The sequence below is a fragment of the Neobacillus sp. FW104-15D2 genome (assembly GCF_058790155.1).
Genome location: NZ_JBYTCJ010000006.1, coordinates 90,301 through 105,700, shown reverse-complemented (window position 1 = coordinate 105,700; position 15,400 = coordinate 90,301). Strand labels below are relative to the sequence as shown.

The 15,400-nt window shown below is 41.1% G+C and carries 16 protein-coding genes; 15 read left to right on the top strand and 1 reads right to left on the bottom strand.

The annotated features are described in order from the left end of the window. The first annotated feature begins 14 nt into the window (after positions 1 to 14). From AC3WR0_RS07130 to AC3WR0_RS07090, 9 genes are all read left to right on the top strand, one after another. Positions 15 to 2,009, top strand: coding sequence for a penicillin-binding transpeptidase domain-containing protein (locus AC3WR0_RS07130; protein ID WP_492551652.1), 1,995 nt, complete (start codon positions 15 to 17; stop codon positions 2,007 to 2,009). Between the two features lie 109 nt (positions 2,010 to 2,118). Next, positions 2,119 to 2,298, top strand: coding sequence for a small acid-soluble spore protein H (locus AC3WR0_RS07125; protein ID WP_492551651.1), 180 nt, complete (start codon positions 2,119 to 2,121; stop codon positions 2,296 to 2,298). Positions 2,299 to 2,725: 427 nt separating this feature from the next. Next, positions 2,726 to 2,998, top strand: coding sequence for a sporulation transcriptional regulator SpoIIID (gene spoIIID, locus AC3WR0_RS07120; RefSeq protein WP_492551650.1), 273 nt, complete (start codon positions 2,726 to 2,728; stop codon positions 2,996 to 2,998). A gap of 263 nt (positions 2,999 to 3,261) precedes the next feature. Next, positions 3,262 to 4,263, top strand: coding sequence for a rod shape-determining protein (locus tag AC3WR0_RS07115; RefSeq protein ID WP_492551649.1), 1,002 nt, complete (start codon positions 3,262 to 3,264; stop codon positions 4,261 to 4,263). A 598-nt stretch (positions 4,264 to 4,861) separates the two neighbouring features. Beyond that, positions 4,862 to 5,695, top strand: coding sequence for a flagellar hook-basal body protein (locus tag AC3WR0_RS07110; RefSeq protein WP_492551648.1), 834 nt, complete (start codon positions 4,862 to 4,864; stop codon positions 5,693 to 5,695). 27 nt (positions 5,696 to 5,722) lie between these two features. Further along, the gene (locus tag AC3WR0_RS07105) at positions 5,723 to 6,553 is read left to right on the top strand and encodes a flagellar hook-basal body protein (RefSeq protein WP_492551647.1); all 831 of its coding nucleotides are present in this window, start codon (positions 5,723 to 5,725) and stop codon (positions 6,551 to 6,553) included. Further along, a complete protein-coding gene (locus AC3WR0_RS07100) occupies positions 6,540 to 6,842 on the top strand; it encodes a DNA-directed RNA polymerase subunit beta (RefSeq protein WP_492551646.1) in 303 nt (100 codons plus the stop codon). The genes AC3WR0_RS07105 and AC3WR0_RS07100 overlap by 14 nt, the downstream gene beginning before the upstream one ends. A gap of 84 nt (positions 6,843 to 6,926) precedes the next feature. Then, positions 6,927 to 7,361 (top strand): 3-hydroxyacyl-ACP dehydratase FabZ, encoded by a 435-nt coding sequence (gene fabZ, locus AC3WR0_RS07095; RefSeq protein ID WP_492551645.1) that lies wholly within the window; start codon positions 6,927 to 6,929, stop codon positions 7,359 to 7,361. Between the two features lie 128 nt (positions 7,362 to 7,489). After that, positions 7,490 to 7,840, top strand: coding sequence for a hypothetical protein (locus AC3WR0_RS07090; protein WP_492551644.1), 351 nt, complete (start codon positions 7,490 to 7,492; stop codon positions 7,838 to 7,840). A 31-nt stretch (positions 7,841 to 7,871) separates the two neighbouring features. Here the strand turns inward: AC3WR0_RS07090 and AC3WR0_RS07085 are convergent, their stop codons facing one another. Continuing rightward, complete coding sequence (locus tag AC3WR0_RS07085) at positions 7,872 to 8,291, bottom strand: YwpF family protein (RefSeq protein WP_027322200.1); 420 nt, start codon at positions 8,289 to 8,291, stop codon at positions 7,872 to 7,874. Positions 8,292 to 8,991: 700 nt separating this feature from the next. On the opposite strand from AC3WR0_RS07085, the gene AC3WR0_RS07080 reads away from it, so the two are divergent. From AC3WR0_RS07080 to AC3WR0_RS07055, 6 genes are all read left to right on the top strand, one after another. Further along, positions 8,992 to 10,026, top strand: a complete 1,035-nt coding sequence (locus AC3WR0_RS07080) for a TRAP transporter substrate-binding protein (RefSeq protein WP_492551643.1) — start codon at positions 8,992 to 8,994, stop codon at positions 10,024 to 10,026. Between the two features lie 15 nt (positions 10,027 to 10,041). Further along, the gene (locus tag AC3WR0_RS07075) at positions 10,042 to 10,617 is read left to right on the top strand and encodes a TRAP transporter small permease (RefSeq protein ID WP_492551642.1); all 576 of its coding nucleotides are present in this window, start codon (positions 10,042 to 10,044) and stop codon (positions 10,615 to 10,617) included. 15 nt (positions 10,618 to 10,632) lie between these two features. Then, positions 10,633 to 11,907, top strand: a complete 1,275-nt coding sequence (locus tag AC3WR0_RS07070; protein WP_492551641.1) for a TRAP transporter large permease — start codon at positions 10,633 to 10,635, stop codon at positions 11,905 to 11,907. A gap of 32 nt (positions 11,908 to 11,939) precedes the next feature. After that, the gene (locus tag AC3WR0_RS07065; RefSeq protein WP_492551640.1) at positions 11,940 to 12,968 is read left to right on the top strand and encodes a C-terminal binding protein; all 1,029 of its coding nucleotides are present in this window, start codon (positions 11,940 to 11,942) and stop codon (positions 12,966 to 12,968) included. Positions 12,969 to 13,066: 98 nt separating this feature from the next. Beyond that, positions 13,067 to 14,080 carry a TRAP transporter substrate-binding protein gene (locus AC3WR0_RS07060; RefSeq protein WP_492551709.1) on the top strand — a complete coding sequence of 338 codons (1,014 nt, stop codon included), beginning with the start codon at positions 13,067 to 13,069 and terminating at the stop codon, positions 14,078 to 14,080. Positions 14,081 to 14,106: 26 nt separating this feature from the next. Further along, a complete protein-coding gene (locus tag AC3WR0_RS07055; RefSeq protein WP_492551639.1) occupies positions 14,107 to 15,369 on the top strand; it encodes a nickel pincer cofactor-dependent isomerase, group 22 in 1,263 nt (420 codons plus the stop codon). The last annotated feature ends 31 nt before the right edge of the window (positions 15,370 to 15,400 follow it).

Below are 15,400 nucleotides of genomic sequence, written 5' to 3'. Positions count from 1 at the left end.
AAGGGGGAAGATTGATGAAAAAATGGAGTCTAATAATTATGGCGGCCATGTTTTTTTTGATAACTGCCGGATGTACGAAGGAACCCTTGCCGCAGGATCGATTTGCTAGCTATATCGATTCGTGGAATAAAAAGGACTTTGATAAGATGTATGGATTTTTATCAAAGGATGCGAAAAAGTCTATTAGCAAAAAAGATTTTGTCGGCCGTTATCAAAAGATATATGAAGACCTGCAGATTAAGGATTTAAAGGTGCAATACAAAAAGCCGAAAAAAGATGATCAGCCGAAGGGCGAAAATGTCATCTATTCCTATACGGCAAAAATGAACAGCGTGGCGGGGCCAATTGATTTTACCCAGAAAGCCAAGCTAAAAAAAGAAGAAAAGAACTGGTATGTTGATTGGGATACTACACAGATTTTTCCTCAGCTAAAAGAAGGAAATAAAATCGGTCTTTCTTCAACTACCCCTAAGCGAGGCTCGATTGCTGACCGCAATGGAAAAATGCTTGCCGTTAATGGAGAAGCCTACGAAGTGGGAGTTGTTCCCGAGAAAATGGGCGATCAGAAGGAACAGGTCATCGCACAATTATCCAAGCTCCTGGACATGACTCCAGATCAGATCAATAAGGCAATCACCGCAACCTGGGTTAAACCTGAATACTTTGTACCCCTCAAAAAGGTGGCAAAAGATGACCAGGCGCGAATTCAGGAGCTAATTAAGCTTGAACCCGTTCAAACAAAGAAGGTCGAAGCGAGGGTTTATCCCTATAAAGAAGCAGCTGCACAGCTGATTGGCTATGTTGGACCAGTAACAGCTGAGGATATTGAGAAGTTAAAGGATAAAGGCTACGAAGCCGGCGATGTGATTGGTAAGAGGGGTCTTGAACAGGTTTATGAAGACCAGCTAAGAGGCCAGAGTGGTGTTAAAATTGCCATTAAGAAAAAGGACGGCAGTCAGGATGTATTAGCGGAAAAGCCAGTTGAAGATGGAAAGGATGTTCAGTTGACTATTGATGCCGACCTTCAGCTGAATATTTTTGGAAAAATGGCGGGCAAAGCAGGTGCAGCTTCAGCCATGAATCCAATAACCGGTGAAGTGCTTGCATTAGTAAGCTCACCTTCCTTTGATCCGAATCCACTTGCTCTAGGAGCTTCACAGGCACAGTGGAAAGCGCTGGAGGACAATCCGCAGAAACCGTTGATTACACGCTTCAAGCAGGGATATGCGCCAGGTTCTACTTTAAAGCCTGTAACGGCAGGAATCGCGTTAAACAATAATGCAATTAATCCAGCAGAGGGTATCAATATTTCTGGCAAGCAGTGGCAGAAGGATAAATCCTGGGGCGGCTATTTTGTTACACGTGTACATGAGGCAAACCCGGTCAATCTCGAAACAGCGCTAATTCAATCTGACAATATTTATTTTGCACAAACAGCATTAAAGCTGGGAAAAGATAAATTCATTGATGGCTTGAAAAAGTTCAGTTTTGAAACAGAGTCTGATTTTCCATTCCCGCTGGAAACTCCTAAAACGGGGGAAATGGGAAGTGAAATTTCACTCGCTGACTCTGGCTACGGACAAGGGCAGATTCAAACAAATATTGTTCATTTAATGGATACCTATACTCCTTTCGTAAATAACGGGAATATGATTAAACCGGTCCTTCTTATGTCCGACCAGAAAAATCAAGTGTTGAAGGAGCAGGTTATTTCTACACAAGCAGTTGGTACCATCGCTCCAATTCTACGTAAGATTGTCGGTGATTCTGCGGGTACAGCTCACCGTGCTGACATTCCAGGATACCCACTCTCAGGCAAGACTGGAACTGCAGAGTTAAAGAAAAAACAGGGTGAAAAAGGAACAGAAAATGGTTTCTTCGTAGCCTACAATACAGATAATCCGAGCCTGCTGGTTGCAATGCTGGTGGAAGGCGTTCAGGACAGCGGCGGCTCACAGGTGCCTGTTAAATTGGTTAGATCCGTTTATGAGGAAGCAAAAAATAAATAATACAAAGATAATCCCTGGTTTAATTGGCCGGGGATTTTTCTTCTAAAGAATATTTAACAGATAAGGGACAAATACTTTAATTGTTTTAAAAGAAATGGAGGCTTGGAAAATGGACGCAAAAAGGGCACAGCAAATTTGTGATTCATCAGAAACGACAAATGTGATGTACAACGGATCAAGCATTTATATCGAACATGTTGACCAGGATAAAGGGATGGCCACCATTCATCCACTCGATAATCCTAATCAAAAACAAAGTGTTTCTGTCGATAGCCTGAAAGAGCAATGACGAAAGCACCACTTCTAAGTGGTGTTTTTTCTTTTGCCCTTTTTTTGCAGTGTTTGACAAATTTCTCGGGAAATAGTTGAAACTTGGCAAAAAATTTCATCAATATTGAGACCCTCCCTTTTCTCAGGTATCTGCAAATACGTCCAATTTTCAAAAAACTTCTCATATACCTTGTCCTGATTGTGTTTTTCGTGCATATATCCTTAAACAGGCTAATACAATGTTACAAACCTATCAAAGAGAGTGTTTGAGGTGAAGAGTCGTTTGAAGGCAACGGGTATTTAGCCGGGGACATGATTAATCCTTGTATATTGAGAAAGCATTGCTTTCTGCCGCATGAGGGAATATGCGGAAGCAGAATTTCGTCGGAGTGATAAGCGGGTCTCATTTCACACTTCTCACATCCAATTTGGGGAGGGCGAGTGGTGTGCACGATTACATCAGAGAGAGAACTATCAAGATTGGAAAGTATATCGTGGAGACGAGAAAAACGGTTCGCGTTATAGCGAAGGAGTTTGGCGTATCCAAAAGTACAGTCCATAAAGATTTAACTGAAAGGCTGCCAGAGATCAATCCAGACCTTGCCAATGAAGTAAAGGGAATTTTAGATTACCATAAATCCATACGCCATTTGCGCGGCGGAGAGGCTACAAAAATGAAGTACCAGAAAGAAGAAAGAGAAGGTGAACCTGTTAAGTAATAAAAATTTACTTAAGATGAAGCGGCTTAGTTAAAGGATTTACTAATCCTGCTGAATTAGCAGAACATAGGGCTAAGCCGCCAAACAAAACACCCCTCTAAAATCCCCAGGGTTTTACCCATCATTAATCCTCCTTTTTTACTACAATTAATACCAAAAAAATGCATATTTTTTCTCAAAAGGTATTGAATTTGAAATCATTGTGATAAAATAGACAATTAGGGAAAGTAAAAGGAATCGTTCCAAGGAGGAAAGAATAAAGGATGTTTGCTAGAGATATTGGGATTGATTTGGGAACGGCCAACGTGCTGATTCATGTTAAAGGCCGTGGAATCGTATTGAATGAACCTTCTGTAGTAGCAATTGATAAAAATACTAACAAAGTCTTAGCGGTTGGTGAAGAAGCTCGCCGTATGGTAGGCCGGACACCTGGAAATATAGTGGCCATCCGCCCATTAAAAGATGGCGTTATTGCAGACTTTGATGTGACGGAAGCAATGCTGAAGCATTTTATTAATAAATTGAATGTTAAAGGATTTCTTTCTAAGCCACGCATTTTGATTTGCTGCCCAACGAATATTACAAGCGTTGAGCAAAAAGCGATAAGGGAAGCTGCAGAAAAAAGCGGCGGCAAAAAGGTTTATCTTGAAGAAGAACCTAAAGTAGCGGCTATCGGTGCCGGAATGGATATTTTTCAGCCTTATGGTAATATGGTTGTCGATATCGGCGGCGGAACAACAGATGTCGCTGTTTTATCAATGGGTGATATCGTTACTTCTTCCTCGATTAAAATGGCTGGAGATAAGTTTGATAATGAGATTCTTAACTATATCAAACGTGAGTACAAGCTATTGATTGGTGAGCGTACATCTGAAAATATTAAAATTAACATTGGCACTGTTTTCCCTGGTTCCCGTTCGGAGGAAATGGAGATACGCGGCCGTGATATGGTAAGCGGGCTGCCTCGCACCATTACTGTGAGGTCTGAGGAAGTTGAACAGGCGCTCCGTGAGTCAGTATCGGTTATTGTACAGGCTGCAAAAAGTGTTCTTGAACGCACTCCTCCTGAATTGTCAGCGGATATTATTGACCGTGGTGTTATTCTGACTGGAGGCGGCGCATTGCTGCACGGAATTGATACACTATTAGCAGAAGAATTAAAGGTTCCGGTACTTGTAGCAGAAAACCCAATGGATTGTGTTGCAATTGGAACTGGAATCATGCTCGATAATATCGATCGCATTGCAAAAAGAAAATTAAGCTAATGACCAGACCTGGCGGAACCCGTCAGGTTTTTTTCTTTTTGCTCAATGCAGACCTTAATTTTCTTATCATCATTAGTATACGGAAATATAGGATAGATACAGGAACACCAAATAAGGCCATTAAAGGGGCTGAATGAATACCCTCGTTGCTAGTCGAACAGAAAATTAATATAGCTAAGAAACCGGCAGCTGAATACAAAACTAAATGAATAAAATAGGACCACTTCTTTATATTTAAGAAGTTGTATAACTTTTCAATGAGAAAAGAAAAACCGGTACTGAAAATTAAAAATAGTGGAAATGCAAAAGGGGTAACAATCCAAAATGCCGGGCCCAAAATTATGAGACTAATTAAAACCGTAGATATAAAGGCAACATAAATTTTATGCCTAAAATCTTGCATGTTTTCCCTCTACCTAAAATAGTTATATGGTTTAATCCTAAATTATCACAAATTTTCGACAGGTTTTTTCTGGAAATCGTCTTTTTCTGCAAAAAAGTAATGTTTATTTAGGAATTATTTTTTATAATAGAGAGTAAGTGGTTTGAACGGAAATATATTCCGCCTATTTATAAGTGGATAATGAGGTGTAAAAGGATGTTTAAAGGATTCTATACCGTTGCTTCCGGTATGCTGGCGCAGCAGCGCAGGACGGAAATGCTTTCAAATAATATGGCTAATGCCAATACTCCCGGATATAAAGCTGATCAATCTTCAATGAGAGCTTTCCCGGAAATGCTATTAGAACGTTTTGGACAAAAAGAGGTTCCAGCCGGAAATGGTTTTTCAATACCTGACAATCAAACAGTTGGACCCCTGAATACCGGAGTCTATATGCAGGAGGCTATGCCCAATTTCGTCCAGGGAGACGTTCAGCAGACCGGCAGTAAAACAGATGTTGCATTAATCGATGTACTTATGCCGACAGACGCTCAAAAAAAAGGCTCAGTCTTTTTTACCGTTCAAAATCCAAACGGTGATATCCGCTATACTCGGAACGGAAACTTTACACTTGATTCACAGGGCTATTTAACAATGGGCAATGGATATTACGTACTTGATGAAAAGGGCAGTACTATCCAGCTTTCCAGCGATCAATTTACTATTGACGAAAATGGAGAAATTACTGGAGCAAACGGGGAAAAAGCTCTCCTTGGAGCTGGTTATTCAGATAATCCCCTTCGTATGATTAAAGAAGGTGAGGGCCTTTACAGGACCGAAGACGGAACACCGCTTGCCAATGCCTATGGCCAGCAGGGTGTTCGTTTTAAAACCCAGCAGGGCTTCCTGGAGAGATCGAATGTTGATGCAAGCAGGACAATGACAGATATGCTAACCGCTTATCGCTCGTTCGAAGCGAATCAAAAGATTCTTCAGGCTTATGATAAAAGTATGGAAAAAGCAGCGAATGAAATCGGCAGAGTGAACTAATAAAATTCCACAGAGAGGGGGATTTTTATGAATCAGACAATGATTACGGCAACAAATACGCTGAATCAATTACAAAAACAGATGGACATAATAAGTAACAACCTTTCTAATCTTGACACAACAGGTTTTAAAAGCAGGCAGGCGAATTTTAACGACCTGCTATACAATGAGTTTAACAACCAGCCTGATACCAAGGCTGAAGCAAACCGCCTAACTCCAAATGGAATCAGACAGGGAACAGGTGCAAGACTCGGCCAGGTTCAAATCAATATGTCTATAGGCTCGTTAAAACCAACAGGACGCTCTCTGGACGTTGCTCTTCAAAAGGAAGGGCAGTATTTCAAGGTTCTTGTTCAGAATGGAACAGATAGCTCGGTACAATACACCCGTGATGGGGCGCTTTCTGTTTCACCAGTGGCCGAGAATGAGGTTATGCTTGTGAATGCAGCAGGAAATCCGGTCCTTGATGAAAACAACAAACCTATTATCATCCAAGGGAATGCTTCAGAGTATAAGTTTGATGAAAATGGCAGGCTTTCCGCAAAAATGACTGACGGTACTACTCAATCATTTAATTTGGGTATGATACAAATTAATAAACCGCAATTTTTTGAACAAAAAGGGGCTAATTTAATTGGCCTAACCCAAAACGCCGGGCAGGTTCAAGGTGTCTTTACTGAATTAAATGGAACACTTCGCCAGCAGGCTTCTGTCGGACAGGGGATACTGGAGCAATCGAATGTCGATATGTCTAAGGAAATGACGGACCTGTTAAATGTCCAGCGATCCTACCAGTTTCAGGCCAGGTCGATAACAATGGCTGATCAAATGATGGGGCTCGTAAATGGAATCCGCTAAAGGGAGAATAAAGGAAATGCCGATGGACCAAAATCAGCCTATAACTAGAGAACAAATTAAGAAGGAAAAAGCTGAACAAAGGGAAAACGAAGCAATTATTAAAATCAAGCGCAGAAAGCGCAAATTCCCTATTTGGCTGCGAGTTCTTATTGTACTTTTCTTGATAGTAGTTTGTTTTTTTGGCGGATTGGTTGTTGGCTATGGCGTAGTCGGACATGGGAAGCCAATGGATGCTCTAAAGGAATCAACCTATACACATATTCGCGATATAGTTATCAAAGAAAAATAAAAAGGAAGGGACAATTCCCTTCCTTTTTGTATAGTAATAATAGTAAAATGAATTAAACACCTATTCCTAGTAGGAGGTACTAAAATGTTGGATGTAACACAAATTAAAGAAATCATTCCACACCGCTATCCATTTTTGTTAGTAGATAGAATATTGGAGATTGAAGAAGGAAAAAGAGCTGTTGGTATCAAAAATGTTTCGGCAAATGAAGAGTTCTTCAATGGCCATTTTCCGGATTACCCTGTTATGCCTGGCGTACTGATTGTAGAAGCACTTGCCCAAGTCGGTGCGGTCGCTATGCTGATAAAGGAAGAAAACCGTGGACGCCTCGCATTTTTTGCTGGTATTGATAGCTGCCGTTTTAAAAAGCAGGTTAGACCTGGGGACCAATTGCGACTGGAAGTCGAAATGACACGTCTGCGCGGTCCAATTGGTAAAGGTAAAGGAACAGCCACGGTTGATGGAGAAATTGTCTGTGAAACAGAAATCACATTTGCACTTGGTGATAAAAAAGAATAATAATTGGGGCCGGCTTAAACAGCCGGTTTTTTTCTTTAGTACCAAAATCCACCATTACTCAAATAACGCAACTTTTTTTCTTTGTTGGGCAATCTAAAATCAGACCAAATATGAAAGGGGATTTACCGATGAAGAAAAAAATAGCGATGTTAATTGGAGGGGCCTTTTTATCTGTGTTAATGCTGGCTGGATGTACCAATAATAAGAATGACAACAACCCGCCGCCTCCAACCACCAATACTCCGGATGTTAGGGATAATGATGTAAACAAGAATGATATTCGTGATAATAATCTAAGGGACAACACACCGAACAATCGCAATACGCCTAATCAAAACTTAAATCGGAATCACTATCCTGAGAAAGAAGACAAAAATACTCCAAACGATGGAGACATTTCTAAGGATAATAACACACCTCCTGAAGATATTATTGAAGACCGCAACGACATGAACGACAAAGATAAAAAAGACGAGTAAAACAAAAAGGACAGGCTGCCCTGTCCTTTTCCTACTTTATTCGCGGTTTGCTTTTCATTTTGTCTTTAAATTCAGTTAAAAGTGCGTCTCCAGCCAGATCTCTCTTAATTAAGCTTTCAAGCAGTAATTCGGAATAATTACTCCGAGCCCGGCGCAAATGCCCCTCAAGAAGCAGGCTCGTACTATTTTCAAATCTTTTTAATGAGATAATTCTGGTCTGAAAATAAGCTGGGTCATTTTCCTTTTTTGTAATGACCGCTTGAACAATAATGTCGTTCTTTTTTTCCTGCAGAGATTGGAGATAGTTAAAATTTTCAAGTTCTGTATAGGCCTCAAGAATCCAGGTGGAGTTTTCATCCTCCTTGTTGATAATAAGGCCGTCTTTGAGAGGAATATTAATTCCAATGTCATTTTCCAATATTTCCATTGATACTAACTTAAAAGTTTTCATTTTAACCTCCTGTTTGAAAACTTCTATTTTATATTTAAATTATAACATAGGAGAACCGTAATGCCAGTTTTCACATGTAAAAGCATCTTATCAATAACGTAACACAGCGGCGCTTCAGTTCACGATTCGTTATCTAATTTAATACCCTTTAACGAATATTATTTCAACAAGGATGATTCTTTTTTTCCAATTATTAATGCTCGGTTTGGTCGAAGAATTCGCTGCCCAATTCCACTGTAAAATAAAGTTCTTCTAAATATTAGTCAGTTAATACAAAAAAATTCAAAAAATAAAATCATTTTTTTAGCTGTTTGGTACGATGATATATTCCTTGGGCTTCTTTTATAATAAAAGTAAAAGCGCTTCGCTGCTATGGTTAAAAGGTCTATATAAGTAAGGGGTACTGAAAAATCAATTCCATAAGTGGAGAAAAAATATGAAATAAGCCCATAAGATTATTGACAAGTCAGAAAATTTGGTATTATTATAAAAGCACGGATTATTTTAAATTATAGTATTTAGTTTTATAATGTAAAACAACGGTGGCAGGAAAGGTAAATCTAGCTTTCTTTTTTCCTTGTTTTTAAAAACCGTGTTTTATAATATAAAACAAAAAGGAGGAGTTACTTAAATATATATTTTTTTACAGGTTCGTGATACCGCTTACATTAAACCAAATAAAAGGGGCTGTGTTAAAGAAATGAAAAAAATATTTTCAATTGCCGCAGGTATTGCTTTAAGTACATCTATGGTTCTAACTGGGTGCAGTGGAACCCAAAAGGCTGAAACAAAAAGTACAGCAGGCGGTGGCCCTCCGAAGGTTATAAAAGTTGCTGACTATTTTGCAGAAGATCACCCTCAGAATATTGCCCTCAAAGAAAAATTCAAAAAGATTGTTGAAAAAGAATCTCATGGTAGCCTTCAAGTTAAGATTTTCCCAAATAGTACATTAGGTGCAGAAAAAGAATTTTATGATGGGGTCCGGAACGGGACTATTGAAATGGGAATACCAGGGTTGATCATGCAGGCAGACGTTCCGAAAATGGCTGTTCCTGAATGGCCCTTCCTTTTCAAGGATTTTAACCATGTAAAAAAAGTTTTAAATGGGCCAATAGGCAAAGAATTAACTGCTGATCTTGAAAAAGGGCAGGGTGTAAAGCCTCTAGCATGGAGTGCCAATGGATTCAGAATGATTTCCTCCAATAAAACTATTAAGGGTATGGATGACTTAAAGGGACTGCGCCTTAGAATGCCGAACATCCCCAACTACATCACACTTGGGAAATTGCTTGGCGCGAACGTAACCCCACTGCCAATTTCAGAAGTATTTTCAGCGTTGGAGCAGAAGGTAGTTGATGGGCAGGATAACCCAATTGCAACGCTAAGGGCATCAGGCTGGTATGAGGTTCAAAGTGATGTTTTGGAATCCAAGCATATGTTTAGTCCTAACATTTACATTATAAACAGTAAATTTTGGAACGGCTTAACGAAGGAACAGCAAAAAATAGTCGAAAAAGCATCAAAAGAAGCCGCAGACTATGAATTTGATCTTCTTGAAAAGAGCTATGAAAGCGATAAGAAGTTCCTTCAGGAACACAAAGTTAAATTCACAACTCCATCCGACGAATTCGAAGCTGAAATGGAGAAAAGGGCACAGCCTTTATACGATGATATCTATAAACAAAATCCATGGGCCAAAGACTTGGTTAAGAGAATAAAAGATGAAGCTAAATAAAAGGAGGAAGAAAGAATGCTGCAAAAAATAAGCAATTTTTTTGGTAAACTTCTAAACTGGGCTATTGCCATCTCTCTGTCATTCATGTCTATCCTCGTTTTTGGGAATGTTGTCCTGCGGTACGTATTTAATTCAGGTATTACCTGGTCAGAGGAAATGTCCAGATTCCTCTTCGTCTGGATGGTATTCCTTGGGGCCATTGCGGCACTGAAAGACAATATGCACCTTGGAGTGGATATTATTGTAAACGCTTTACCGCAAAAAGCAAAAAAGGTTGTATTTATCATAAGTAATTTACTAGTTTTATATGTTTTATATCTTCTGCTCGTTGGAAGCTGGGATATGACGATTTTGAATATGAACAGTACTGCGCCGGCCACAGGGCTTCCTCTCTCCTTCCTATACGGAATTGGGATAGTCACAGCCATTTCTATGGCTGCCATTGTAATTGTAAAAGTGGTTCAGGCTCTTACCACAAAGGATGCAGCACTCGTAATGGTTTCATCCTCCGATGAAGTACTGGAGGATGTGCAAAATCATCAGATAAATCCTGAACGGCCCGCAGGCCTTTCGGAAAAAGCAAGTATATAGGAGGGAGGAAAAGAGATGATAGGAGTATTTTTAGGATCACTGTTTGGCACGCTGGCACTAGGTGTGCCTATCGCATTCGCGTTGATTTTGTGCGGTGTCGCTATTATGTTTGCTATGAACATGATGGATGCCCAAATCGTTGCCCAAAACCTGATCAATGGTGCCAATAACTTTTCACTAATGGCCATCCCCTTTTTCGTTCTGGCCGGGGAACTAATGAATGCAGGAGGAATCTCCAAGCGTATCGTTGAGTTCGCCATGGCGCTTGTCGGCCATATCCGTGGCGGCCTTGGCTATGTTGCCATTATTGCAAGTATTCTTTTCGCTGGTTTGTCCGGATCAGCAGTTGCGGATACAGCAGCACTGGGAGCCATCCTGATTCCGATGATGATTGCCAGAAATTATGAAGTTGGCCGCTCAACAGGCTTGATTTGTGCGGCGGGAATTATAGCGCCAGTCATTCCGCCAAGTATCCCAATGATCATCTTTGGAGTAACGGCAGGTGTTTCAATTACACAGCTCTTTATGGGCGGAATCATTCCCGGAATTATGATGGGGGGCGGGCTCATTGCCGCTTGGTCTTTTATGGCACGGAGAGATAAAAGTGAGCTTCCTAAACGGAAGTCAAAGAAGGAAATTTTACAGGCTGTAAAACAGGCGCTTTGGGCACTCTTTCTGCCAGTGATTATAATTGGCGGACTAAGAGGAGGAATGTTTACCCCGACAGAAGCTGCAGTAGTCGCCGCTTTCTATGCATTGTTTGTCGGTTTGTTTATTTACAGAGAGATGGAATTGAAGGATCTCTCCCATGTCCTTGTTACAGCTGCAAAAACTACATCTGTCGTTATGTTTGTTGCTGCCGCGGCGATGGTATCAGCCTGGCTGATCACAGTGGCAGACGTACCTGGTGAAATGGCAAGGCTTCTTGGCGGATTAGTCAACCAGCCTTTAGCATTGATGCTTTTAATTAATCTTATTCTTTTGGCAGTGGGCCTAGTAATGGACCTGACACCGGCTATTCTGATATTTACTCCGGTATTTTTGCCGCTTGCCAAGATGGCAGGAATTGACCCCGTCTACTTTGGAATCGTAATGGTTATCAATCTTTGTATCGGCCTGCTAACGCCGCCTGTTGGAACTGTCCTGTATGTAGGCTGCGGCATAAGCAAAATTAATATCGGGCAATTAACCAAAGGAATATGGCCATTTGTATTAGTACATGTAATCGTTCTTGTTCTGCTTATTCTCTTCCCATCAATTATTACTGTACCGCTTAAGTGGTTCACGTAACTAGAAGCGGGTATAAAAGGAGCTGTATAAAATTGGATAAATTTAAAGTGGTAGTGACTGACTGGGAGTTTGAAGACCTTCGCTACGAAGAAAAGGTTCTCTCCCAATCAGGAAAAATTGAATTCATAGGGGCAAATTGCCGTACAGAAGAGGATGTCATTGAGGCATGCCGGAATGCGGACGGGATTATCAATCAATATGCTCCCTTAAGCAGAAGAGTAATAGAATCATTGGAAAAATGTAAGGTTATTACCCGATACGGAGTAGGCGTTAATACGATTGACCTGGAAGCTGCCACTGAAAAAGGGATTTGTGTGGCAAATGTACCTGATTACTGTATGGATGAGGTTTCGGATCATGCACTTGCATTATTGCTTTCCTGGACCCGAAAGGTAACCATTGCCAATAATGAGGTTAAAAGAGGAAATTGGGATTTCAAAGTTACCCGTCCCATTTATCGCCTCCGCGGAAGGACTCTGGGTCTGGTTGGATTCGGAAGGATTCCCCAGTCCCTTGCTGAAAAGGCAAAACCACTTGGATTCGAAATCCTTGCAGCAGATCCATTCTTTCCGCCGGCAGAGGCTAGTAAAAGAGGGGTTACGATTGTTCCTTTGGATACTCTCGTGGAGGAGTCGGATATTATCTCCGTCCATGCACCTCTCACTCCGGCAACAAAAGGCATGATCGGAAAAGAACAGTTTACGAGAATGGCAAAAAAGCCGCTTATTATTAATACATCAAGAGGACCTGTAATAGATGAGGCAGCCTTAATAGAAGCCCTTAAGATCGGCCAGGTATCCGGAGCCGCACTCGATGTTTTGGAAGAAGAGCCTATTCATCAGGATCATCCATTGCTGTCCATGGATAATGTCATTCTTACTCCGCATGTTGCCTGGTATTCGGAGGAAGCAGAAGAGGAGATGAGATCCAAGGCAGCTATGGGAGTGGCAGATGTTCTGGTTCATAAGGAGTATCCAAAGTACATCGTAAATTCAGAGGTTAAGAACAGGATATCACTTGAGGAAAGTACACCTCAGGAAAGATATTCTCAATTAGTTTAAAAAGTAAACAGGGGCTTTAATAAACTTTTTATAAAATAGGGGGATTTCAAGTGAGAAAATTACTGAAAAAAATCGGAGTTGGAATACTGATTCCAGGTATGCTGCTCCTCGGTGCATGTTCCGCGGGAACCAAATCATCCGGAGCCGGAGAAACAAAAGCAAATGCAGACACAAAAGGAATTCAAGAGAGAACGATTAAGGCAGGGATTGGATTAAATGCGGATCATCCGCAAGGTCTTGGCCTGAAAAAATTTGTGGAATTGGTGAAAGAGAAGAGTGACGGCAAGCTTAAAGTTCAGCCATTCTACAGCGCTACTCTTGGGGATGACCAAAAGATGACCGAAGCATTGCAGGGCGGCATGCAAGAAATTACTATCCCATCTACTTCTCCACTTGTTGGAATGATTAAAGAGTATGGAATCTTTGACTTTCCGTTCCTATTCAATACTCCGGAAGAAGCAGATGCGATTCTTGATGGGAAAATTGGCCAGCAGCTCCTTGATAAACTTCCTGAGCACGGGTTAATCGGTCTTGGCTATTGGGAAAACGGCTTCCGCCAACTAACCAACAGTAAACATCCGGTTAAAACAGCTGCAGATTTTAAAGGCCTTAAGATTCGTACCATGCAAAATGAGGTTCATTTGGATGCATTTAAAGAGCTCGGTGCAAATCCGACTCCAATGGCTTTTTCCGAGGTGTTTACCGCTTTGGAAAGCAAAACGGTTGATGGACAGGAAAACCCGCTTGCTACTATTAAGTCTAACAAATTTAATGAAGTACAGGACTATTTAAGCCTTACAAGACATGTTTACACTCCATTTGTATTCCTAGTGAGCAAAAAGTTCTGGGACGGTCTCTCAGAACAAGAGAAAACGATTTTAAAAGAGTCTGCAGTTGAGGCAGGAAAATATCAGCGCCAATTAAGCCGTGAAGAGGACAAAAAAGCAGTGGAAGAACTAAAATCCCAGGGCATGAAAGTAAATGAAGTAAGTGCCGAAGAAAAGGCAAAAATGAAAAAGATTATTCAGCCAGTCATAGACAAATATGCAGACAAATTTGGAAAAGATCTTGTAAACGAAATGAATGCAGAAATCGAGAAAGTCCGCAAATAGAAATTGAACGCTGGAGATGATGGAGAATGGCGATAATTAATGAACTCTTAAGTGAAATAGCCATACCTCGGCTGGTAAAGGTAAGGCAAAGGTTCGAGGCTCCTGAAATTACAAATGTTGCCGAGGCAGTCCGGGAAGCGATTGACGAAGCGAATGTACTTCAAAGGATCCAGCCAGGGGACAGAGTAGCAATTGCTGTAGGTTCAAGAGGTGTGGCTGACATACCTGTTCTGGCCAGAGAAACGGCTAATGCCGTTAAGAAAGCGGGAGGCTCCCCATTTATTGTACCAGCAATGGGAAGTCATGGAGGGGCTACCGCTGAAGGACAAAGGGAAGTGCTTGAAGAGCTCGGTGTAACTGAAGAAACGACTGGAGCGCCCATCATTTCAAGTATGGAAGTAGTTGAGATTGGAAGGCTTGATAACGGCCTTCCAATCTATATTGACAAAAACGCCTATGAAGCAGATAAGGTAATTGTGATCAATAGGATTAAACCACATACTGCCTTTAGGGGGCCTGTTGAAAGTGGTTTGATGAAAATGATTACGATTGGTCTTGGAAAGCAAAAAGGTGCTGAGGCAGCCCACGCTTTTAGTTTTAAATATATGGCTCAGCATGTAGTTGAAATGGCAAGAATTGCAATGGAAAAAGTGCCGATCATTTTTGGAATAGGATCATTGGAAAATGCCTATGACCGGCCGGCGAAAATCGTTGCGATAGCAGCAGAGGAAATCGAACAGCGAGAGCCAGAGCTTCTAGTTGAGGCAAAATCTTTAATGCCAAAACTACTTTTTGACCCAATTGATGTTCTCATTGTAAATGAAATTGGCAAGGATATTTCCGGAGACGGAATGGATCCAAACATTACCGGCAGATATGCAACCCCGTATGCCAGCGGCGGCCCAGAAATCACCAGGATTGTGGTATTAGGGCTGACGAAGAAGACGCATGGCAATGCAAATGGAATTGGAATGGCCGATATGTCAACCAGGAAGGCAATGGATGAAATCATTTGGGAAAAAGGTTACGCAAATGCGTTAACAAGCACTGTAATATCCGTTGTAAAGCTTCCAATGATTTTAGACAACGAAGAACTGGCTGTAAAGGCTGCGATTAAAACTTGTAATGCGTTTAATCTAAGCAAGGCCAGAGTGGTACGAATCAAAAATACGCTTGATATTCGAGAAATCTGGATCTCCGAATCAATGCTGGATGAAGCGAAAGAAATGGATAACATCGAAATCCTTTCTGAACCGGCTGAGATGGAGCTCTCCGGAGTTAGAGTATAGATAACTGTGAATCCCAGAGATAGAGAAAGGA